The following is a 20,269-nucleotide window of genomic DNA, read 5'->3' as shown; positions in this document are numbered from 1 at the left end:
GACGACCCTAGCGGGTCCCGCCGTCACGCCGTGAGGATCCTGCTGTCGCCGCGGTCGCTCACGACGACCTTCAGCCCCGTCGGCAGCCGCTCGCGCATCGCGTCGACGTGGCTGATCAGCCCGATCGTGCGGCCGCCGGAGCGCAGCTCGTCGAGGGTGCCGAGCGCGGTCTCGAGGGTCTCGGAGTCCAGCGAGCCGAAGCCCTCGTCGATGAACATCGTCTCGAGCGAGACGCCGCCGGACTGCATCGTCACCACGTCCGCGAGGCCGAGCGCCAGCGCGAGCGAGGCGAGGAAGGTCTCGCCGCCCGAGAGCGACGCGGGCTGGCGCCGGGCGCCGGTGAAGGCGTCGAGGACGTCGATGCCGAGACCGGAGGCGGCGCCGCGGTAGGCGAGTGAGTCGTCGTGCACGAGGGCGTAGCGGCCGCTGGTCATCGCGTTCAGGCGCAGGTTCGCGGCGGCGACGATCTCCTCCAGGCGGCCGGCCAGGGCGAAGGCCTCGAGGTCCATCCGGCGGGTGTTCTGCCCGCGCCCGTCGATGGTCTCGGCCAGGGCGCGCAGCTCGTCGTGGCGGCGCAGCCTGTCCTCCAGCACGGTCAGGCGCTCGTCGGCCCGCGCGGCCAGCTCGGCGAGACGCGCGGCGCGGTGCTCGAGGACGGAGTGCCGGGAGCGGGCCTCGTCGCGGCGGGTGGAGGCGGTGCGCGCCTCCTCCTCCGCCGCGGCGAGATCGACGGGGGTCGTCGGCACTCCGGCGAGCTCGGGATCGGTGAGGACCGCGTCGACGGCGCTGCGGCGGCGCTCGTGCTCGGCGACCACGGCCTCGGCGCGGGCGCGCTCGCCCGCGGTGAGGGCGGCGGACTCGGCGTCCTCGGGGCTCGCGAAGCCGCGGTCGGCGACGACCTCGGCCAGCTGGGCCCCGGCCGCCTCGGCCGCGTCGCTGCGGGCGCTCGCGGAGTCCTCGGCCTCGACGAGGGCGTCGGCGATGCGGCGCCGGGCGGTGATCGCGGCGACGCGCTCGGCGATGCTCGCGGCCCCGTCGCGGTGGGCGTCGATCCGCTCGCGCAGCAGCCGCAGCGCCTCGGCGGCCAGAGCGTGGTCGGAGGAGAGGCGCTGGTGCTCGGCGCGGGCGGACTCGAGGTCGGCGGTGAGCGCGTCTCCGCGGACGCGGAGCGCCGTGCGCTCGCGCCGGACCTCCTCGAGGCGGGTCGCCGCGCGCCGGGAGGCGTCGAGGCGGCGCTCGGCGTCGGCGAGCGAGGCCTGCAGCTCCTCGTCCGTCGAGTCGCCGACGCGCTCCTGGAGCGCGGCGAGGGCGAGCGCCCCCGCACCCTCCGCCTCGCGCGCGGTGTCCATCGCGGCGGCGGCGCGATCGACGGCGGTGCGCGCCCGCTCGATCTCGCCGGTGCCGACGGGCGGCAGCTCGCCGTGCTCGGCCGGCCTCGGGTGCTCGCAGGAGCCGCAGACGGGGCAGGGCTCGCCGGGCTCGAGCTCGCCCGCCAGCTCGCCGGCGAAGCCCGCGAAGCGGCGGGCGACGAGCGCGGAGTGCTCCGCGGCGCGTAGGCCGTGCGCGCGGGCCGCGTCGGCGTGGGCCTCGCGCAGCCGGCCGAGCGCGGTCGCGGCGCTCCCGCGCTCGGCGGCGGCGCGGATCCTCCGCTCCAGCGCGGCCAGCTCGTCGCTCCGGGCCGGCAGCGCGGAGGCGTCCGCGACGAGGTCGTCCTCCTCCGCGGTCAGGGCGTCGAGGAGGCCGGGGAGCGCGCGGAGCTCGCGGTCGAGGACCTCGAGCGCGGCGGCGGCCCGGTCGCGCGCCGCCGCGGCGCGCTCGAGGCCGCGGACCGCCTCCGGCAGCGCGCGCTCGTCGGCCAGCGCCTCGGCCAGCGCGCCGAGCGTGCCGGCCAGGCGCTCGCTCGCTCGGACGGCGGCGGCCCGATCGGCGGGCTCCTGGAAGGCGGCCGTGAAGGCGTCCGCGGCGTCGTCGCGGGACCGCACGGCAGCCAGGGCCCGGTCGGCGGCGGTGCGCGCGGTCTTCAGCAGCGGCAGCACGCCCTCGGCGCGCCGCGCCCGCTCGATCCGCTCGCGCTCGCGCACGACCAGCGACTCCGCGACCGCCAGCTCCTCCGCCTCGATCAGCGCGGTCCGGCGGCGGTCCTGCGCGCGCTTGAGGACGCGCGCCTCGTCGCGGGCCGCCTCGGCCGCACGGCTCGCCGCGTCGGCCTCCGCCACCTCCGCACCGGCGAGGGCGAGCGGAGCGTCGAGCCGGGTCACCAGGTTGCGGAACCAGGCAGCGTCCGGCACCGCGGGCGCCGGCTCGTCGTCGGCGGTCAGGCGCACCGCCTCGTCGGCCAGCGCCGTCACGACCGCGCGCTCCTCCTCGAGGGCGGCGCCGCTCTCCTGCCGCAGCTCGACGAGGCGCCGGCGGAGCAGGTCGTAGCGCTCGGTCGCGAAGAGCGTGCGGAGCAAGCGCTGCCGGTCGTCGTTCTTCGCGAGCAGGAACTCGTGGAAGCGGTTCTGCGCGAGCAGGATCACCTGCAGGAACTGGTCCTTGGTGAGGCCGACGATCCGCCCGATGTCGGCGCCCGTCTCCCGAGCGCTGGAGGAGAGCCCGCGCCACTCGCCGTCGACGTGCTCGAGCAGCGCGACCTTCGCCGCCTGCCGGGTGGTGCCGCCGCCGCGCTTGGCCGGACGCTCGTACTCCGGCGAGCGGCGGACCCGGTAGAGCCGCCCGGCCGCCTCGAAGTCGAGCTCGGCGAACGTCTCGTCCTCGGGCGCGCTGTGGTCGCTGCGCAGCCGCGAGGCCGTGCCGTCGAAGCGCGGCACCGAGCCGTAGAGGGCGAAGCCGATCGCGTCGAGGATCGTGGACTTGCCGGCGCCGGTGCGCCCGGCGATGAGGTAGATCCCGACGTCCTCGAGGCGGTCGAAGTCGATCTCCTGCTCGGCGCGGAACGGGCCGAGACCGGCGAAGGAGAGGCGGCGGATCCTCACCGCAGCGCCTCGGCGTCGACCTGCGCCAGCGCATCGAGCGCGAGGGCGCGCTCGGTCTCGGTCGCCCCGTGCCCGCCGCGGACGTGCGCGAGGAAGTCGTCGATCACCTCGACGTCGCTGCGGCCGCGGACCCGCTCGGCGTAGCGCCGCTCGTCGACCGCGGCGTGCGGCGGACGGTGCTCCAGCGTCGCGCAGCCCGGGAAGCGCGACTGCAGTCGCGCCATCGCGTCGAGCGGGCGCACCTCGTCGGTCAGCACGGCCGACACCCAGTCGGGCTCGTACTCCGCGAGCGATGGATCGCTCAGCAGCTCCTCCAGCCGCCCCTCGATCACGCTGAGGCGGCGCGGCACCGGCAGCGACGACCAGGACACCTCGCCGAGACCGTCGGCACCGAGTTCGACCAGCCAGCCGCCGCGCGGCTTCGCGGCCTCGCCGAACGAGTAGTGCAGCGGGGCGCCGGAGTAGCGGACGCCCGGCAGCAGCGTCGCCCGCCCGTGGATGTGCCCGAGCGCCGCGTAGTCGGCCGCGGCGAAGTGGTCGACCGAGACGTAGTCGATCCCGCCGGCCGTGATGTCGCGCTCGACCGTGCCGGCCGGTGCTCCGACGGCGAAGCAGTGCGCCAGCACCACCCAGCGGCGGCCGGACGCCTCGGCGTGCGCGCGGATGCGGCGCATCGCGAAGGCGAGGACGTCCTCGTGGCGGCGCAGCGACTCCTCCGGGTGCCGGTGCCGGTAGAGCGCCGGCTCGAGGTACGGGATGCCGTAGACGCCCACCTCGCCGTGCTCGTCGCGCAGGACGACCGGCTCGGCGTACGCGTCGGGGTCGGTGAGCACGTGCACGCCGGAGCCGCGCAGGAGCCCGGCCTGGAAGCCCAGTCGGGCGGGGGAGTCGTGGTTGCCGCTCGTCAGCACGACCTCGGCTCCGGCCGCGCGGATCGCCTCGAGCGTGCGGGTCAGCAGCGTGTAGTGCTCGGCCGCCGGCACCGCCGAGTCGAAGACGTCGCCCGCGACGAGGACGACGTCGACGCCCTCGGCACGCACCGTCTCGACCAGCGCGTCGAGCACGACGCCGAGCGCGGCGACGCTCGAGTGGCCGTGGAAGGTGCGGCCGATGTGCCAGTCGGAGGTGTGCAGGAGCTTCACGACCGTCCTTTCGCGTGCGGTGCGGGTGTGCGGTGGCGCTCCCTGTCGTGCTCCTCCAGGCTACTGAGCGGCTCCGACACCGGACGCCGGCCGTGCCGTCGCCGCCGGACACCTGCCGTTCACCCGGGGGTGCAGAATAGGGCGTCGGTCGATCAGAGGAGGCCCCGTGAAGCTGCCCCGAGTCCCCTCGACCCTCCTCGGCCTCGGCGCGAGGACGCGGGCCGCCGCGGAGGACACCAGCCCGATCGAGCGGATCCGCCCCGAGGAGGAGCCCGCCCGCCGGAGCACCGTCGACAACGCGATCTACCAGGACGGCCACCGCGTCGTCTCGCCCTCGAGCATCCCCGAGGCGCTCGCCGCCCTGCAGCGGCTGCCCGACGCGATGGCCTGGATCGGCCTCTACCGCCCGACCGAGGCCGAGCTGGCCGCCCTCGAGGACGAGTTCTCGATGCACCCGCTCGCCATCGAGGACGCGATCAGCGCGCACCAGCGCCCCAAGCTCGAGCGCTACGGCGCCGACATGTTCGTCGTCCTGCGCGCCGCGAGCTACGCGGACCAGCGCGAGGAGGTCGACTTCGGCGAGCTGCACCTGTTCGTCGGGCCGAACTTCGTCGTCACCGTCCGCCACTCCGAGAAGCCCGACCTCTCCCTGGTCCGGCGCCGGATGGAGGCGGACCCGGAGCTGCTGCGGAAGGGCCCGGTCGCGGTCCTCTACGCGATCCTTGACGCGGTGGTCGACCAGTACGCGCCGGTCGTCGCGGGGCTCGAGAACGACATCGACGAGATCGAGGCCCAGGTCTTCGAGGGCGACCCGGCCGTGTCGCGGCGCATCTACGAGCTCAGCCAGGAGGTCCTCGACTTCCAGCGCGCGACCCGCCCGCTGACCGGGATGCTCGGCCGGCTCGTCACCGACTTCGACGTCTTCCGCGAGGACGTCGAGCTCCGCCGCTACCTCCGCGACGTCGCCGACCACGTCGCCGTGGTCGACGAGCGCGTCGAGGGCTTCCGCACCACGCTCCGCGAGATCCTCGCCGTGAACGCGACCCTCGTCGCCCAGCGCCAGAACGAGGACATGAAGAGGCTCGCGGAGGCGGGCAACCAGCAGAACGACGAGGTCAAGCGGATCTCCGCCTGGGCCGCCATCTTCTTCGCCCCCACCATGATCTCCAGCGTCTACGGCATGAACTTCGACGCGATGCCGGAGCTGCACCTCGCCTGGGGCTACCCGGCGGCGCTGGGCCTGATGGTCGCCTCCAGCGTGGTCCTGCACCGGCTGTTCAAGCGCTGGGGCTGGCTCTGACCGCTCCGAGCTAGTGCCGCGCGCGGCGGGGGTCAACACCGTGACGCGCTCCTCCGCCCCGCGTAGCGTCGGGCACGGCCGGCTCCTCGGCCCGAGTGCAGGGAGATGCGATGAAGCGGACCGACGTGCCGGCGACCGAGGCGACCTCGCTCTGGCGGCAGGGTGCCGAGCCGATCCCGGGTGACGCGTTCGTCCCGGGCGCGCACTACGACGACGTGATCGTGGGAGCCGGGCTGACGGGACTCGTGACGGCGCTCCTGCTCCAGCGCGGCGGTCGCCGGGTGCTCGTCCTCGAGGCCCGCGAGGTGGGGGCCGTGGCGACCGGCAGCAGCACCGCGAAGCTGAGCCTGCTGCAGGGCGCGCACCTCAGCAGGATCGCCGCGCGGAACATCCCCGCGGTCACCCGGGCCTACGTCGCCGCGAACCTCGCCGGCTTCACCTGGCTCGTCGACTACCTCCGCGAGGCCGGCGTCCCCGTGCAGCGCCGCACCGCCTACAGCTACGCGCAGACCCCCGACGGTGTGGCGGCGGTGCTGCGCGAGCACGAGACCGCCCGCCGCTTCGGTCTGGCCACCCGACTGGTCGGTGAGCTGGACACGCCGTTCCCGAGCACCGCGGCCGTCGCGCTCGACGACCAGGCCGAGTTCGATCCGATGGCGGTGCTGACGGCGCTCGCCGCCGACTTCCGCGCGGCGGGCGGCGTGCTCGTGCAGGGCGTCCGGGCGCTCGGCCTGCGCGCCTCCTCGCCCGTCCGGGTGCGCACCTCCGCCGGGGACGTCACCGGGGAGCGGGCGTACCTCCTCACCGGCGCGCCGATCCTGGACCGCGGGCTCTACTTCGCCAAGCAGATCGCCCTGCGCTCCTACGCGGTCGCCTTCCGGGGCGCCGAGGCGATCCCGGACGGCATGTTCCTCTCCGTCGACGGGCCCTCGCGCTCGATCCGCGACGTGGAGCGCGACGGCGAGCGGCTGCTCCTCGTCGGAGGCAACGGCCACGTGGTCGGCCGCCGCGCGCGGACGCAGGAGAGCGTCGACGACCTCATCGCCTGGACGCGCCGCTCCTTCCCCGGAGCCGAGCCGATCGCGCAGTGGAGCGCGCAGGACTACGAGCCGTTCCACCGCGTGCCCTTCGTCGGCTGGCTGCCCCGCGGCCGCGGCCGGATCTTCCTGGCGACCGGCTACGACAAGTGGGGGATGACCAACGCGGTGCAGGCGGCGCTCACGCTCGTCGGCGACTCCCGCGGCGAGACCCCGCCCTGGGCGCGGACGCTGCACCGCCGACCCACCCTGCCCCGGGTGATGGCGGAGGGCGCGGGGGCGCTCGGCGCGGTCGCCGCCTGGTACGCGCGCGGCTACGGGGCGGCGCTGCGCGCCCCCCGCTCCGAGGGCGTGATCCCGGACGAGGGGCAGGGCGCGCTCGCCCGCGACGGACTCCGGCCGGTCGCGGTCTCGACCGTCGAGGGGCGCCGCTGCGCCGTCTCCGCGGTCTGCCCGCACCTGGGCGGTGTCGTCACCTGGAACGACGCGGAGCGCAGCTGGGACTGCCCGCTGCACGGCTCGCGCTTCGCCCCCGACGGCACCGTCCTGGAGGGCCCGGCCACCGGCCCGCTCGCGCCGCTGCCCTGATCGCGCTCCGGCCGCCGACCTGCCGGTAGGGTCGCCGCATGGGGGAGCACACGCACATCCGACGTCCACTCGCACCTCGGCTCGCCGCCGGTGTCCTCGGCCTGGCCGCCGTCGCTGCGGCGCTCTCCGGCTGCTCGAGCGGAGGCGACGCGGTGGCGCAGACACCGGCGCCGACCGTCACGGTGACGGTCGAGCCGACCGCGCGCGGCACGGTCCCGGGGGAGCAGGACACCAGCGCGTCGTACGTCTGCGGCCGCTACAGCTCGCTGCTCAGCCTGGGCTGGACCATGCAGTGGTTCCACGACCGCGGCGACGTCTCCGAGGACGCCTATCAGGCGTTCCTCGAGCGGCAGGCCTTCCAGCTCTCGACGGTGCGGATGCAGGACCCGGCGCCGGACGAGACCGGTGTCTCCGCCGCGTCGGAGGGCATCCGGAGCCTCCTGCAGGACGCGCAGGCGGCCGCCGGCCGGTGGACGTACGACCCGTCCTCCCCGGAGTGGAGCACCCTCCAGTCCGACCTCGGGACGGGCTGCGCCGCCGCCGGGTCGACCCTCGCGTCCTGGGCCGAGCCCGAGATGGGCGGCTGAGCGACCGGGCAGCCCGCGCTGATCGAGCAGCCCGAGCTGCGGGCCGCCCCCTGCTGATCGAGCAGCCCGCGCGGCGGGCCGCTCCACGTCGATCGAGTAGCCCGCGCAGCGGGCGTATCGAGATCGCGCACCGACGGGAGTTCCGGCGACGGTGGGTCTCGATACGCCCCTGCGGGGCTACTCGACCAGCATGCAGGTGGGTCTCGATACGCCCCTGCGGGGCTACTCGACCAGCATGCTCGGGGCCGCTCGATCAGCGGGCCGGGGGACGGGTCAGTCGTCCTCGGAGGGCTCCGCGACCTCGCGGCCGTCGGCGCCGGAGGCGTCGCCGTCGACGTGCAGGTCGGTGTCGCCCGGGATGCTGAAGTCGCTCAGCGGGTCGAGCGGCGCCTCCTCGGGGGAGTCGGAGTCGCGGGCGTCGGTCGTCTCGTCGCGTTCGGTCATACCTGCACCCTACGAGCGTCCGACGAGCCGCTGCACCGCGGTCACCGGGATCGACAGCCACTCGGGGCGGTTGCGCGCCTCGTAGATGGCCTCGTAGATCGCCTTGTCGAGCTCGAACGCGTCGAGCACGGCGCGGTGCGCGGTGACCGCGTCGCCCGCCTCCTCGGTGTAGCCCTCGAGGAAGGCGCGGCGGCTGGCCAGCGCCCAGGCGGCGCGGGAGCTCCCGGGCGAGGCCTGCTCGTGCGCGCCGGCCGCGTAGTCGAAGGAGCGCAGCATCCCGGCGACGTCGCGCAGCGCGATGTCCGGGAGCAGCCGCTCGTGCATCGGCCGCAGCGGCTCGCCCTCGAAGTCGAGCAGCACCCAGCCGCGGTCCGGCACGGCCAGCACCTGGCCGAGGTGGTAGTCGCCGTGGATGCGCTGCAGCCGCGGCCAGGGCGCCTGCTCGGCCGCCTGGAAGACGGCGTCGATCGCGTCGGCGTCCTCGGCGATGACGGGCACCTCGGAGGAGGCGATCCGCAGCCGGCGGCGCATCGTCGCGATCATCCGCTGCACGACCTCCGGGGTCGCGTCCTCGGTCGGCATCACCTCGGCGAGCGTGGAGTGCACCTGCGCCGTCGCGAGACCCAGCTCGCGGGCCGGACCGGTGAAGTCGTCGTCGCCGGCGACCGCCTCGAGCGCCACGCGCCAGGCGTCCTCGACACCGGGGAGGAACTCCTGCGCGAAGGCGAGGTGGCCGAAGGCGCGCCCCGACGGCTCGCCGCGGTCGTCCCACTCGCCGGTCACGTTGCCGATCACGGGCGGGACGAGCGTGCTGCCGGCGGCGTTCAGTGCGGACTGCACGGTGACGTCCGGGTTCTCGCCGTGGTGCAGCGCGCGGAAGACCTTGACGATCACGGGGGTGCCGGCCGAGCCGTCCTCCGCCGTGGTCTGCACGATGATCGACGTGTTCGACTGCTCGCCGCTGAGGATCCGCGACGACGCGAAGGCGCCGATCGAGGCCCCCGGCTGGCGGTGCCCCTCGGCGCGTGCGCCGCCCAGGGTGCCCTCCGCGTCGGAGGATCCGCCCTCGGCGATCAGCTCGAAGAGCGCGCGCGCGAAGAGCGGGTCGCGGGGACCGTCGTACACGAAGCGGGTGCCGTCGCTCTCGATCAGGGCGTCCTCGAGGCCCGCCACGGGCGCCGAGCGCACCGTCACCGGCACCTGGTAGAGCACCGGGCTGGAGCCCGCGCGGTCGATGACGAGGTGCACGACGACGTCGCCGTCACCGCGCTCCAGGCGCCACTCGCCGCGGATCTCCAGCTCGGGGCGCCGCCCCTTGCTCGCGTACCACCGCTGATCCGCGACCCAGGCCGCGGCCCGGTCGATCGACAGTCCTGCGCTCATCTCTGCACTTCCCCTCGGTCGGCACCCCGAACCTTACGCGGCGCGACCGACGCCCCGGTGGGGCTTGCGGCGCGCCCGCTCGATCCGGAGGCCGCGCTCACTCGCCGCGGGTCTCCTCCGCCAGCCCGAGCACGTCCAGGATCCAGGCGTACTCGAACGCCACCTCGCGCCAGCGCTCGTAGCGCCCGCTGACGCCGCCGTGCCCGGCCGTCATCTCGATCTTCAGCAGCGCGGGCGCCCCGACCTCGCGCAGCCGCGCGACCCACTTCGCCGGCTCCACGTAGAGCACGCGCGTGTCGTTGAGGCTCGTCGTCGCGAGGATCCGCGGGTAGGCGACGCCCTCGCGCACGTTCTCGTAGGGCGAGTACGACTTCATGTAGGCGTAGACCTCGGCGTCGTGCAGCGGGTCGCCCCACTCGTCCCACTCGATCACGGTCAGCGGCAGCGACGGATCGAGGATCGAGGTCAGGGCGTCCACGAACGGCACCTGCGCCAGGATCCCGGCGAACGCCTCCGGTGCGAGATTCGCGACCGCGCCCATCAGCAGGCCGCCTGCCGAGCCGCCCTGCGCGACCAGGCGCTCCGGGGTGGTGAACCCCGCCTCGACGAGGTGCCGCGCCGCGTCGACGAAGTCGGTGAAGGTGGTCCGCTTGGCGAGCGTCTTCCCCTCCTCGTACCAGGAGCGGCCCATCTCGCCCCCGCCGCGCACGTGCGCGATGACGAAGACCACGCCGCGGTCGAGCAGCGAGAGCCGCGCGATCGAGAAGCCCGGGTCGATGCTCGCCTCGTACGAGCCGTAGCCGTAGAGCAGGAGCGGCGCCGGCGCCTCGTCGGGGGCGGCCGCGTCGCGCCGCCAGACCAGCGAGAGCGGGATCCGCGTGCCGTCCTCGGCCGTCGCCCACTCGCGGCGCTGCTCGTAGCGCGCGGGGTCGTAGTCGCCGAGGACCGGCTGCTGCTTGAGCACCGTCCGCTCGCCGGTCGCGACGTCGAGGGTGAGCACCGTGGAGGGGGTGACGAACGACGTGTAAGCGAGCCGCAGAGTCGGCTGCTCCCACTCCGGGTTGCCGGCGAGGCCCGCGTCGTAGAGCGGCTCGTCGAAGACGATCTCCTCGAGGCGCGCGCCGCCGTCGCCGGGGATCAGCAGGCCCAGGCGGGTGGCGCCCGCCTCGCGGTAGGAGACGACGACGTGCTCGGCGAAGGCGTCGACGCCCTCGATCCGCCGTCCGGGGGTGTGCGGGACGAGGACGCGCCGCTCGGCCGCCCGCTGCTCCGGGGTGAGCGAGAGGTCGGCCGGCTCCTCGACGATCTCGAAGTCGAGGGCGCCGTCGTTGTGCACGATCAGGAGGCGGTCGCGGCCGTCGACGACGGCGTGGTCGACCTCGTACTCGACGCCCTCGCGGCGCGGCCACACCGAGCGGAACTCCCCGGTCGGGTCCTCCGCGTCGAGCAGCAGGCACTCGCTGGTGATCTTGCTGCCGATCTCGATGACGAGGAAGCGGCGGCTGCGGGTGAGGCCCACGCCGATCCAGTAGCGCTCGTCGGGCTCGGTGAAGACGACCTCGTCGGTCGCGGAGTCGGTGCCGACGGTGTGGCGTCGGATCGTGTCGGGCCGCCAGGACTCGTCGACGGTCGGGTAGAAGACGAAGCGGGCGTCCGCGCCGAAGACGGCTCCGCCGCCGGTGTCCTCGACGACGTCGGGCAGGTCCTCGCCGGTGCTGAGGTCGCGGATGCGCAGGGTGTAGCGCTCGTCGCCCTCGACGTCGGTGCCGAAGAGCAGGTAGCGCCCGTCGGCGGACACGTCGAAGCTGCCGAGCGAGAAGAAGTCGTGCCCCTCGGCCTCGACGTTGCCGTCGAGGACGACCTGCTCGCCCTCGAGCGGTCCGCCCTCGGCGATGGAGGGCGGCGTCCAGTCGCCCGGCCCGGTGATCGGCGCGCGGCAGTGCACGCCGTACTGGCGGCCCTCGTAGGAGCGGGAGAAGTACCACCAGCCGCCCTCGCGGACCGGGACCGAGAGGTCGGTCTCCTTCGTCCGCGACCGGATCTCCTCGAAGAGGCACTCGCGCAGCGGGGCGAGGGGCTCGAGGAGGGCGTCGGTGTAGGCGTTCTCGGCCTCGAGGTGGGCGATCACCTCGGGCTCCTCCTTCTGCCGCAGCCACTCGTACTGATCGACCACCAGATCGCCGTGGTGACGGCGTTCGAGGGGGACACGGCGGGCGACGGGAGGGACGGGCGCGGTCATCCGCCCAGCCTAGGCCGACCGCGCGCCCCGCCGACGGCGTGCCCCCGCGAGCGCCGCCGACCTGCGCACAATGGAGCATGGCGGAGCAGTCGGACAGGACGAAGGCGGCCGCGCGGCGACGCGTGCAGACCGAGGTGGAGCGCAAGTACGACGTCGGAGCCGACGCGTCCCTGCCGTCCCTGATCGGCGCGGGCGCGGTCGCGACGGCGAGCACCGAGGAGCCGGTGCGCCTCTCGGCCCAGTACGTCGACACCGCCGACCGCGCGCTCTCCCGTGCCCGGATCACCCTGCGCCGCCGCGAGGGCGGCGAGGACGAGGGCTGGCACGTCAAGCTGCCGGGCAGCGCCGGCCGCACCGAGATCCACGCACCGCTGACCGCGTCCCGCGCCGTGCCCGCGGCCGTCCGCGAGCCGGTGCTCGGCCACGTCGGCCGCGCGCGGCTCGAGCCGCTCGCCACCCTCGACACCGTCCGCGCGATCACCCGCGTCGCCGACTCCGCCGGCCGCCTGCTCGCCGAGATCGCCGACGACCTCGTCATCGCGCACGACCAGCGCTCGGGCGTCGAGCGGCGCTGGCGCGAGTGGGAGGTCGAGCTCCTCGACGTCCACGGCGACGAGGGCGAGGCGGTCCTCGACGCGATCGAGCAGCGGCTGCTGGCGGCCGGCGCGCGCCCCGCGGAGAGCGCCTCCAAGCTCGCACGCGCGACCGGCGGACCGATCGTGGACGAGCGGCCCGCTCCCCGGGACGGCGGGGAGGCGGCGCTCGCCGCGATCCGCGAGCTCCTGGCCGGTCTGCGCGCGGTCGACCCCCGGGTGCGCCTCGAGGCCGACGACGCGCTGCACAAGATGCGCCTGCACACCCGGCGCCTGCGCAGCGTCCTCGCCGCCTCCCGCTCCGTGCTCGAGCGCGAGGCCCTCGATCCGGTCCGCGACGAGCTGCGCTGGCTCGGCGGGGTCCTCGGCGCCGCCCGCGACGAGGAGGTGCTCGCCGCGCGCCTGCGCACCGCGGTCGAGGAGGCGGGGGAGGGGCTGCCCGCGAAGGCCGTCGCCGGCAGCTCGCTCCTCGACGCCGTCGAGCGCCGGCACGCGATCGCCCTGCAGCGGGTCGCGAAGACCCTGCGCGGCGCCCGCTACCTCGCCCTCCTCGCCTCCCTCGACGCCCTGCTGGCCGACCCGCCGCGGACGGAGAACGCCGCCGACGGCGCGAAGAAGCTGGTCCGCCGCTCCCTCGCGAAGGAGCTCTCGCGCGTCGAGGCGGCCCGGAAGGGCGGGGACGGTCTCGAGGCCCGGCACGAGGTGCGCAAGGCGGCCAAGCGCCTGCGCTACGTCGTCGAGGCCTGGACCGCGGTCGTGCCCGACGCGGTCTCCCCGCGGCGGCGCAGGCTCGCGAAGGCGGCCGAGGCCGTCGCGGACGCGCTCGGCGAGGAGCGCGACGCCCTGGCCGCCCGCGACGTGCTGCGCGCGCACGCCCTCGTGGCGGCCCGCCGCGGGGAGCCGGCCTTCGCCCTCGGAGTGGCCTCGGAGCGCGAGCGACGGCGGGCTGAGGAGGCCGCACGGGCCGGCGACGAGGCGCTCGGGCGGCTGCACTCCCTGTCAAGCTGAGCAGGACGGTCATCCGCACGAAACGGGCGGCGGATAATGTGAATCATGCCTTCCGTCCGTCCACTGCCGTCTGCCCTCCTGCGTCCGCGCCATTTCGACCGTGACGACGTCGTCGTCCATGCCGGACTGTTCTCGCTGGTCAACTCGAGTACGACCCCGCAGGCGGCCTGGACCGAGGACCTGATCGCGCTCGGCGAGGTCCTCGACGAGGCCGAGTTCCCCTACCGCCTCATCCGCGGCACGAAGGGCGCGCCCTTCCTCGCGATCGACCGCTCGCTCGGCGCCGAGCTCGCGACGCTGCTCGCGCGCGCCTTCGCCACCGAGCCCTTCTACGTGAAGACGCTCGACAAGCGCGGCACGCCGCCGCAGCTCCTGGCCGAGGGCGCGATCGCCCCGTACCCGCGCGCCGCGGTCTTCTCGCTCTTCCGCCCCCGCGTCTCCTCGAGCGGCTCGCTGCGCTACGGCGCGCGCAGCGGCGTCCGCCTCGAGTTCTGGAAGGTGGGCGAGGAGGAGATCACCACTCCCGCCGAGAACGCCCTGATGCGCAGCAGCCTCCCGGTCTCCGAGGCGATCGACGCGCACGTCGAGGCCTACGGCCGCACCTGGCCGACCTTCGAGGGCATGTTCGAGCCGCTCGTCAGCGACATCCGCTTCGACGTCGACATCGTCTTCTCCTGGGTCGACGGCACCGACCTGGAGTTCCAGCGCGCCCGTGCCGCGCGGATGGCCAGCTACGTGGTGGGCGAGGGCGACGACGCTCCCGCGCGCTTCCGTCAGATCGACGAGCTCAAGTACGCCCTGCGCAGCGTCTACATGTACGCGCCGTGGGTGCGGCACATCTACATCGTCACCGACTCGCCCCGCCCGCGCTGGCTCGACGAGCACCCCGACGTCACGCTCGTCCGCAGCGAGGACCACTTCCGCGACCTGTCGGTGCTGCCGACCCACAACTCGCACGCCGTCGAGAGCCAGCTGCACCGGATCCCGGGGCTGGCCGAGCACTTCCTCTACTCGAACGACGACATGTTCTTCGGCCGCCCGGTGGACCCGTCGATCTTCTTCTCGCCCGGGGGTATCACCAAGTTCATCGAGGCGACCACCCGCATCGGCATGGGCGACTCCAACGCCTCGCGCAGCGGGTTCGAGAACGCCGCGCGGGTCAACCGCCGGCTGCTCCGCGAGCGCTTCGGCGCGATGACGACCCGCCACCTCGAGCACGCGGCCACGCCGCTGCGCAAGAGCGTGATGGCCGAGCTCGAGAGCGAGTTCGAGCCGGAGTTCACCGCGACCGCCGCGAGCCGCTTCCGCTCGGCGAGCGACGTCTCCGTCACCAACTCGCTCTACCACTACTACGCGCTGATGACCGGGCGCGCGGTGGTGCAGGAGAACGCCTCGGTGAAGTACGTCGACACGACGATGCACCAGGGTCTGAAGGACATGAAGAAGCTGCTGAAGAACCGCGCGGTCGATTTCTTCTGCCTGAACGACGGCAGCTTCCCCGAGATCTCGGCCGAGGTGCGCACCCGCGCCGTGATCGACTTCCTCGAGGAGTACTACCCGATCCCGGCGCCGTGGGAGCGCGTGGACTGAGCGCGGCCCGGCCGGGCGGCGCAGCGCCTGGGCGCTGACGCCGACCGGCTCCGCGCTGGGCGCTGACGCCGACCGGCTCCGCGCTAGGCGCTGACGCCGACCGGCTCCGCGACGGGCGGGTAGAGCTTCTCGGCCTGCTCGATCGGCGCGGCCGTGGCCGGGGCGATCTCGACGCCGTGCGCCGCGAGGATCCGCTCCGTCTCGTTCGCCGAGACGTAGGACACCTCGGTCGACGCGCCGATCGGCACCACCGAGTGCAGCACCGTGCCGTCGTACACGTGGATCAGGTTGAAGGCCTGCGCCGAGTCGCGGGCGCGGGTGCCGCCGACCGGCACGTTGAGGTCCTGCGTGTAGCAGGTGGCCGACGCGACCGAGACGGGGATCCCGGCGAAGGTCGCGGTCGAGGAGTAGTGCAGGTGCCCGGCGATGATGCTGCGGACGTCGGAGCCCTCGAGCACCTCGGCCAGCGCGGGCTGGTCGCGCAGCTCGACGAGCACGGACAGGTCGAGCACGCTCGGGACCGGCGGGTGGTGCATCGCGAGGATCGTGCCGTGCGGAGCGGGGCTCGACAGCTCCTCGGCGAGCCAGTCGAGCTGGGCGTCCGAGATCTCGCCGTAGTGGGCGCCGGGCACGGTCGAGTCGAGCGCGATGATGCGCAGCCCGTTCACGTCGTGCACGCGGTCGATCGGCTGCGTCGTCGGCAGCTGGTCGAGCAGACCCGAGCGGAAGGCGCCGCGGTCGTCGTGGTTGCCCATCACCCAGATCACCTCCGCGCCCAGACGGGTCGCGGCCGGCTCGACGACGGCGCGCAGCTTCGCGTACGCCTCCGGCTCGCCCTTGTCGGCCAGGTCGCCGGTGATGACGATCGCCTCCGGGCGGCCGCCCGAGGCCTCCAGCTCGTCGAACAGGCGGCGGAGCTGCGCCTCGCTGTCGACGTCGGAGCCGTACAGCCCGCCGTCTCCGGCGATGAAGTGGGTGTCGCTGAGGTGAAGGACGAAGTGGTTCGGCCGGGGGTACTCGGCCTGGCGGACAGTCATGATCCTCGGGTTCCACGATCGGTGGGGCCGGCTCGAACGGGCCGGCGTCGGTACGGGATGTCGCATGGTGCTGTACTGCGTTCCGCGGGCCGTGACCTGCACCCGCGGAGCTCAGTCCATCATCGCGGGATGAACGGACGGCCAACGAAGCCCGGCGCGTCATCGAACGGATCTCCCAGGAACGGCGCCGCACGACGGCTCGATCCTCAGCCGGTGCTCAGAGAACGCACCGGGAAGCGACGGCCCGGCTCCAGGAGGGACGCCGTCAGCGGGGAGCCGACGCTCAGAGCTCGAGCAGGAGCCGCGCGTAGAAGGCGATGGCGCGCTCGAACTGGTCGACCTCGACCGACTCGTCGGCGCCGTGGATGCCCAGCTGCTGCTGCGGACTGATCTCGAACGGGATGAAGCGGTAGACCCCGTCGCTGATCGCGTGGAAGTGCCGGGCGTCGCTGCCGCCGGTCTGCACGTAGGGCGCGACGATCGCGTCGGGGAAGACCTCCTGCACGACGCCGCGGAGCACGTCGTAGGGGCCGCCGTCGCCGGGCTCGCCGGTGGGGGAGACGGGGGAGGGCTCGTGCGCGACGCGCACCTCGATCTCGACCTCGGGGTCGTCGATCACGGCGCGGATCCGCTCGACGACGCCGGCGACGGTGCCGCCCGGGTTGATCCGCACGTTCGCCACCGCGCTCGCCGTGGAGGCGAGGACGTTCGCGCCGGTGCTGCCGCGCAGCTGCGTGATGGCGACCGTGGTCCGCAGCATCGCGGCGGAGCGGTTCGAGTGCCCGGCCAGCGCGCCGATGACGGCCTCGGGGTGCTCGTGGGGTCGGGCGTACCAGACGGCGTGCGCGGCGTCGGCGCGGGGCGCGGCGGCGCGCACCAGCTCGGCGATCGGCTCGGGCAGCGTCGAGGGGAACGGGTTCTCGGTGAGGCGGTGGATCGCCCGGGCGAGGCGCTGCGTGGCGAGCATGCCCGGCAGGGGCGGCGGGGCGGAGGCGTGCCCGCCGGCGTCCCGGCAGGTCAGCTCGAGATTCATGATGCCGCGCTCGGTGACGCCGATGACCGCGATCGGGGTCGAGACGCCGGGGACGATGCCGCGGCGGACGTTGCCGCCCTCGTCGAGCACGAAGCGGGGGCGGACGCCGCGGGCCGCGAGCAGCGCGACGATCGAGGGCGCGCCGTCGCCGGCCGTCTCCTCGTTGTGGGTGGAGACCAGGTAGACGTCGCGCCGGGGCCGCTCGCCCCGCAGCACGGCCGCCTCGACGGCCTCGAGCAGGGTCACGAGCGAGCCCTTGTCGTCCAGTGCGCCGCGGCCGACGACGGCGGTGCGCCCGTCGGGACGGAGGACGGTGTCGGCGGCGAAGGGGGCGATCGACCAGTCGTCGGGCGTGACGCTGACCACGTCGTAGTGGGCCATCAGCACGGACGGGTCGCCGTCCTCGGTGCCGCGCCAGCGCCAGAGCAGGGAGTGGCCGGCCACCGTCTCGCACTCGAGGGCGGCGTGCAGCGCCGGGTAGAGCTGCTCGAGCAGCTCGCGGAAGACGCGGAACCGGCTCCAGTCGGTCTCGGACTCGTCGGAGTGCGACACCGTGTCGACCCGCAGCAGGGCCTGGAAGCGCTCGAGCGCGGTCGTCGTCACCGGGCTAGCCTACGACGGCGGTCCCGACCCCTCGGACCCGGGGAGCGGAGGTGCGGCATGGGCGTGCGGCCCCTGATCGACCCACTGCCCGAGGTCTGCGTCGTCTACGTCCTCCGCGAGTCGGCCGGCGGCACCGAGGTGCTGCTCGGGCGGAAGCTCCGAGGCCTCGGCGAGGGTCGCGTCGTCGCGCCCGGCGGCAAGCTCGAGCCGGGGGAGTCGCCGGTGTCGGCGGCCGTCCGCGAGCTCGCGGAGGAGGTGGGCCTGCACGCGGATCCCGCCGACCTCGAGCCGCGCGGCGCCCTCGACTACCTCTTCCCGCACCGCCCCGCCTGGAGTCAGCGCTCGCACGTCTTCCTCTGCCGCCGCTGGAGCGGTGAGGTGACCGCGTCGAGCGAGCTCGCCGCCGCCTTCGTCCCGCTGGACGACGTCCCGTACGACCGCATGTGGGACGACGCGCGCTTCTGGCTCCCCGCCGTGCTGCGCTCCGGCGCCGTGGCGGCGAGCGCGTTCGAGTTCGGCGCCGACCTCGAGCACGTCGTCGCCCGGTCCTGATCCCGCTGCCCGCTACACGCCAGACGGACGTCCGACCGCCACGGAGTTGACGATTCGTCAGCGATTCGTAATCTCGTTCTCGGGCGACCAGGGACCCGACCCCGGGACACCGGGCCCGAGGGAAGAGGTGACGGCATGAGGACTCGACCGATGCGTATGACGGCGGCGGTCCTGGCCGTCCTGGCGGTCGTGCTCGGCGCGGGGGTGCTCACCGCGGCACCCGCCGAGGCGCTGAGATCCGGGACGCGATCGGATCGGCCGTGGGTGGTGGAGGTGTACGGCACGCTCTTCGGTCTGCAGACGACGACCTGCACGGGGACCGCGATCGCCGCGGACTGGGTGCTGACGGCGGATCACTGCCCCGCGGACCGGGTCTTCTACCGGTACGCGCCCACTCCCGGCGCCGAGGAGATCAGGGCGGAGGTCCCCGTCGCCGAATCGATCTCCCTCGCCCCCGCGGACATGAAGCTGGTCCGGCTCGCCCAGCCGCAGGAGCTGCCGAGCTATCCGGCGCTGCTGCCGGACGGATACCGGGTCGGCTCGGTCGGCGAGGTCTACGGGATGGGCGACGACTTCTTCGCCCTGCAGAGGAGGGAGAAGGTGTGGGTGGTGCGGCAGGGCCGGATGCCGAAGGGCATCATCGGCATCCACACGACCGGCACGACGGGGGGCGCCGAGCAGATCGGGCAGACCGGTGACTCGGGCGGACCCCTGATCGTCGCCGGTCGCCTCGTCGGCGTCTTCTTCGCCACGACGATGCCGGACGAGCCCGTGCAGATGATGGCGTTCTCCGACGTGCGACCGGCTGTGGCGAAGCTGAAGGAGCTGCAGAAGCACGGCCGCTTCCCCCGTGAGGCGACGTTCGACCGGACGCCCGGGATCATGGACGTCTCGGTCGCCCACGATCGCCTCCAGGTGACGCTGAGCGACGAGCTGATGCACTCGGGGAAGCGCGTCGTGGTCTGGGTGGACGGGCGCTACGTGGGCGAGCTGGCCGACGGTCGTCTGATCTACTCGCAGAAGCGCGAGGTCCCGGGCGGCGCGACGATGATCCCCACGACTCCCGTGGCGGACGGGGGCCTCGTCCAGATCGGCGAGCTGGCGTCGGGCGTCGAGGTGCGGGAGGCCGACCTGCTGTTCCAGCAGCGGCTGAACGGCGTCGACGCCGTCCGGCGGAGCGGCGACCGGCTCGCGGTCACGCTCAGCCGCGCACTGGTGAACTCCGGGAAGCGGGTCGTGATCTGGGTGGACGGCGTCTACCGGGCCGAGGTGCTGGACGACGTCTCGCTCTACGCGTCGAAGACGAACATCGATGACGCCTCGATCGTCGTGCCCGACGGCGCGGTGGAGGAGGGCGCCCTCGTCCAGATCGGCGTGCTGCCCGCCGGCACCGACCTCGAGAAGGCGGAGATCCTCGACGCGCGCATCCTGTGACGATCGCGGCGCCCGGGGACGGCGGCTAGAGCTCGAGCGCGTCGCCCGGCTCGAGCGCGTGGTACTCGCCGCCGCCCTCGCGCGTCGCCCAGCCGAGGCGGTCGTGCCCGAGCTTCTGCCCCGCCTCGGACAGCACGCGCTCGTGCGTCGCGAAGGCGTGCCGGGGCGCGAGCTCGAGGACGTAGTCGATCGATTCCGCGATCTTCATCCACGGGGCGCCGGAGGGCGCCGCCAGCACCTCGACGTCGACGCCCTGCGGCACGGTGAAGGAGTCGCCCGCGTAGTAGAAGCGGCCGTTCACGAGAACCCCGACGTTGTCGATCACGGGGATGGAGGAGTGGATCACCGCGTGGCGGGAGCCGAAGAAGCGCAGCTCGAAGGGGCCGACCTCGACGACGTCGCCCTCGGCGACCGTCTCCACGTCGAAGCCCTCGGCGGCCGCGGCGACGCCGGCCGGGCCGAGGATCCGCAGCGCCGGGTTCGCCGCGCGCAGCCGCTCCAGCTGCTCCGCGGTCCAGTGGTCGGCGTGCTCGTGGGTGATGACGACCGCGACGGTCTCGGCGGTCCCCTCCAGCGCGCGGGTGAAGGAGCCGGGGTCGAGGACGAGCCGCGAGCCCGCCTCCTCGACGAGGACGGTGGCGTGCTCGAGCTTGGTCAGTCGCATGCCTCGAGCCTGTCGCGGCGCCCGCCGCCGTGCAAGACGGTCGTGGAACGCGGTCGGGCG

15 protein-coding genes are annotated in these 20,269 nt (G+C 74.3%); 7 read left to right on the top strand and 8 right to left on the bottom strand.

Features of this window, described 5'->3' with window-relative positions; translation table 11 throughout:
• Positions 1-23: 23 nt before the first annotated feature.
• Both HQQ82_RS20505 and HQQ82_RS03720 read right to left on the bottom strand, forming a co-directional pair.
• The gene (locus tag HQQ82_RS20505) at positions 24-2,975 is read right to left on the bottom strand and encodes an AAA family ATPase (protein ID WP_173231711.1); all 2,952 of its coding nucleotides are present in this window, start codon (positions 2,973-2,975) and stop codon (positions 24-26) included.
• Positions 2,972-4,117: an exonuclease SbcCD subunit D gene (locus tag HQQ82_RS03720; protein ID WP_173231710.1), complete on the bottom strand. Its 1,146-nt coding sequence runs from the start codon at positions 4,115-4,117 to the stop codon at positions 2,972-2,974. Before HQQ82_RS03720 ends, HQQ82_RS20505 begins: the two co-directional genes overlap by 4 nt.
• Before the next feature lie 244 nt (positions 4,118-4,361).
• Here HQQ82_RS03720 and HQQ82_RS03715 point away from each other — a divergent pair, with 244 nt between their 5' ends.
• The 3 genes from HQQ82_RS03715 to HQQ82_RS03705 all read left to right on the top strand — a co-directional run bounded on the left by HQQ82_RS03715 (position 4,362) and on the right by HQQ82_RS03705 (position 7,629).
• Positions 4,362-5,417, top strand: coding sequence for a magnesium and cobalt transport protein CorA (locus HQQ82_RS03715; RefSeq protein ID WP_367947851.1), 1,056 nt, complete (start codon positions 4,362-4,364; stop codon positions 5,415-5,417).
• A 110-nt stretch (positions 5,418-5,527) separates the two neighbouring features.
• A complete protein-coding gene (locus tag HQQ82_RS03710) occupies positions 5,528-7,042 on the top strand; it encodes an FAD-dependent oxidoreductase (RefSeq protein WP_173231708.1) in 1,515 nt (504 codons plus the stop codon).
• Between the two features lie 38 nt (positions 7,043-7,080).
• A complete protein-coding gene (locus HQQ82_RS03705; protein ID WP_173231707.1) occupies positions 7,081-7,629 on the top strand; it encodes a hypothetical protein in 549 nt (182 codons plus the stop codon).
• A gap of 273 nt (positions 7,630-7,902) precedes the next feature.
• Here HQQ82_RS03705 and HQQ82_RS03700 read toward each other — a convergent pair whose 3' ends face one another.
• From HQQ82_RS03700 to HQQ82_RS03690, 3 genes are all read right to left on the bottom strand, one after another.
• Positions 7,903-8,073, bottom strand: a complete 171-nt coding sequence (locus HQQ82_RS03700) for a hypothetical protein (RefSeq protein WP_173231706.1) — start codon at positions 8,071-8,073, stop codon at positions 7,903-7,905.
• A gap of 9 nt (positions 8,074-8,082) precedes the next feature.
• Positions 8,083-9,456: a phosphotransferase gene (locus HQQ82_RS03695; RefSeq protein WP_173231705.1), complete on the bottom strand. Its 1,374-nt coding sequence runs from the start codon at positions 9,454-9,456 to the stop codon at positions 8,083-8,085.
• 97 nt (positions 9,457-9,553) lie between these two features.
• Positions 9,554-11,695, bottom strand: coding sequence for a S9 family peptidase (locus tag HQQ82_RS03690; RefSeq protein ID WP_173231704.1), 2,142 nt, complete (start codon positions 11,693-11,695; stop codon positions 9,554-9,556).
• 77 nt (positions 11,696-11,772) lie between these two features.
• Between HQQ82_RS03690 and HQQ82_RS03685 the strand changes: the two genes are divergently transcribed.
• Together HQQ82_RS03685 and HQQ82_RS03680 are read left to right on the top strand one after the other, a co-directional pair.
• Entirely contained in the window at positions 11,773-13,296 is a 1,524-nt protein-coding gene (locus HQQ82_RS03685) for a CYTH and CHAD domain-containing protein (RefSeq protein ID WP_173231703.1), read from the top strand.
• 45 nt (positions 13,297-13,341) lie between these two features.
• Positions 13,342-14,886: a stealth family protein gene (locus HQQ82_RS03680; protein ID WP_173231702.1), complete on the top strand. Its 1,545-nt coding sequence runs from the start codon at positions 13,342-13,344 to the stop codon at positions 14,884-14,886.
• An 83-nt stretch (positions 14,887-14,969) separates the two neighbouring features.
• On the opposite strand, the gene HQQ82_RS03675 is transcribed toward HQQ82_RS03680, so the two are convergent.
• Both HQQ82_RS03675 and HQQ82_RS03670 read right to left on the bottom strand, forming a co-directional pair.
• Positions 14,970-15,923: a phosphodiesterase gene (locus tag HQQ82_RS03675; RefSeq protein WP_216848170.1), complete on the bottom strand. Its 954-nt coding sequence runs from the start codon at positions 15,921-15,923 to the stop codon at positions 14,970-14,972.
• Positions 15,924-16,206: 283 nt separating this feature from the next.
• On the bottom strand, positions 16,207-17,559 hold the full coding sequence (locus HQQ82_RS03670) for a M20/M25/M40 family metallo-hydrolase (RefSeq protein WP_173231701.1): 1,353 nt from the start codon (positions 17,557-17,559) through the stop codon (positions 16,207-16,209).
• 57 nt (positions 17,560-17,616) lie between these two features.
• Between HQQ82_RS03670 and HQQ82_RS03665 the strand changes: the two genes are divergently transcribed.
• Together HQQ82_RS03665 and HQQ82_RS03660 are read left to right on the top strand one after the other, a co-directional pair.
• Complete coding sequence (locus HQQ82_RS03665) at positions 17,617-18,111, top strand: 8-oxo-dGTP diphosphatase (RefSeq protein ID WP_173231700.1); 495 nt, start codon at positions 17,617-17,619, stop codon at positions 18,109-18,111.
• Positions 18,112-18,261: 150 nt separating this feature from the next.
• Positions 18,262-19,545, top strand: a complete 1,284-nt coding sequence (locus HQQ82_RS03660; protein WP_173231699.1) for a trypsin-like serine protease — start codon at positions 18,262-18,264, stop codon at positions 19,543-19,545.
• Positions 19,546-19,570: 25 nt separating this feature from the next.
• On the opposite strand, the gene HQQ82_RS03655 is transcribed toward HQQ82_RS03660, so the two are convergent.
• Positions 19,571-20,209 (bottom strand): MBL fold metallo-hydrolase, encoded by a 639-nt coding sequence (locus HQQ82_RS03655; protein ID WP_173231698.1) that lies wholly within the window; start codon positions 20,207-20,209, stop codon positions 19,571-19,573.
• Positions 20,210-20,269 lie beyond the last annotated feature (60 nt).

This window comes from Rathayibacter sp. VKM Ac-2856, from assembly GCF_013205055.1.
GTDB lineage: Bacteria > Actinomycetota > Actinomycetes > Actinomycetales > Microbacteriaceae > Rathayibacter.
This window is presented reverse-complemented; position numbering and strand designations above follow the sequence as displayed.

Bases quoted from the DNA above. Each gene is read 5' to 3' on its own strand.
- HQQ82_RS03710 (WP_173231708.1), top strand. From the start codon at position 5,528: ATGAAGCGGACCGACGTGCCGGCGACCGAGGCGACCTCGCTCTGGCGG.
- HQQ82_RS03705 (WP_173231707.1), top strand. From the start codon at position 7,081: ATGGGGGAGCACACGCACATCCGACGTCCACTCGCACCTCGGCTCGCC.
- HQQ82_RS03700 (WP_173231706.1), bottom strand. From the start codon at position 8,073: ATGACCGAACGCGACGAGACGACCGACGCCCGCGACTCCGACTCCCCC.
- HQQ82_RS03695 (WP_173231705.1), bottom strand. From the start codon at position 9,456: ATGAGCGCAGGACTGTCGATCGACCGGGCCGCGGCCTGGGTCGCGGAT.
- HQQ82_RS03690 (WP_173231704.1), bottom strand. From the start codon at position 11,695: ATGACCGCGCCCGTCCCTCCCGTCGCCCGCCGTGTCCCCCTCGAACGC.
- HQQ82_RS03685 (WP_173231703.1), top strand. From the start codon at position 11,773: ATGGCGGAGCAGTCGGACAGGACGAAGGCGGCCGCGCGGCGACGCGTG.
- HQQ82_RS03680 (WP_173231702.1), top strand. From the start codon at position 13,342: ATGCCTTCCGTCCGTCCACTGCCGTCTGCCCTCCTGCGTCCGCGCCAT.
- HQQ82_RS03675 (WP_216848170.1), bottom strand. From the start codon at position 15,923: ATGACTGTCCGCCAGGCCGAGTACCCCCGGCCGAACCACTTCGTCCTT.
- HQQ82_RS03665 (WP_173231700.1), top strand. From the start codon at position 17,617: ATGGGCGTGCGGCCCCTGATCGACCCACTGCCCGAGGTCTGCGTCGTC.
- HQQ82_RS03660 (WP_173231699.1), top strand. From the start codon at position 18,262: ATGCGTATGACGGCGGCGGTCCTGGCCGTCCTGGCGGTCGTGCTCGGC.
- HQQ82_RS03655 (WP_173231698.1), bottom strand. From the start codon at position 20,209: ATGCGACTGACCAAGCTCGAGCACGCCACCGTCCTCGTCGAGGAGGCG.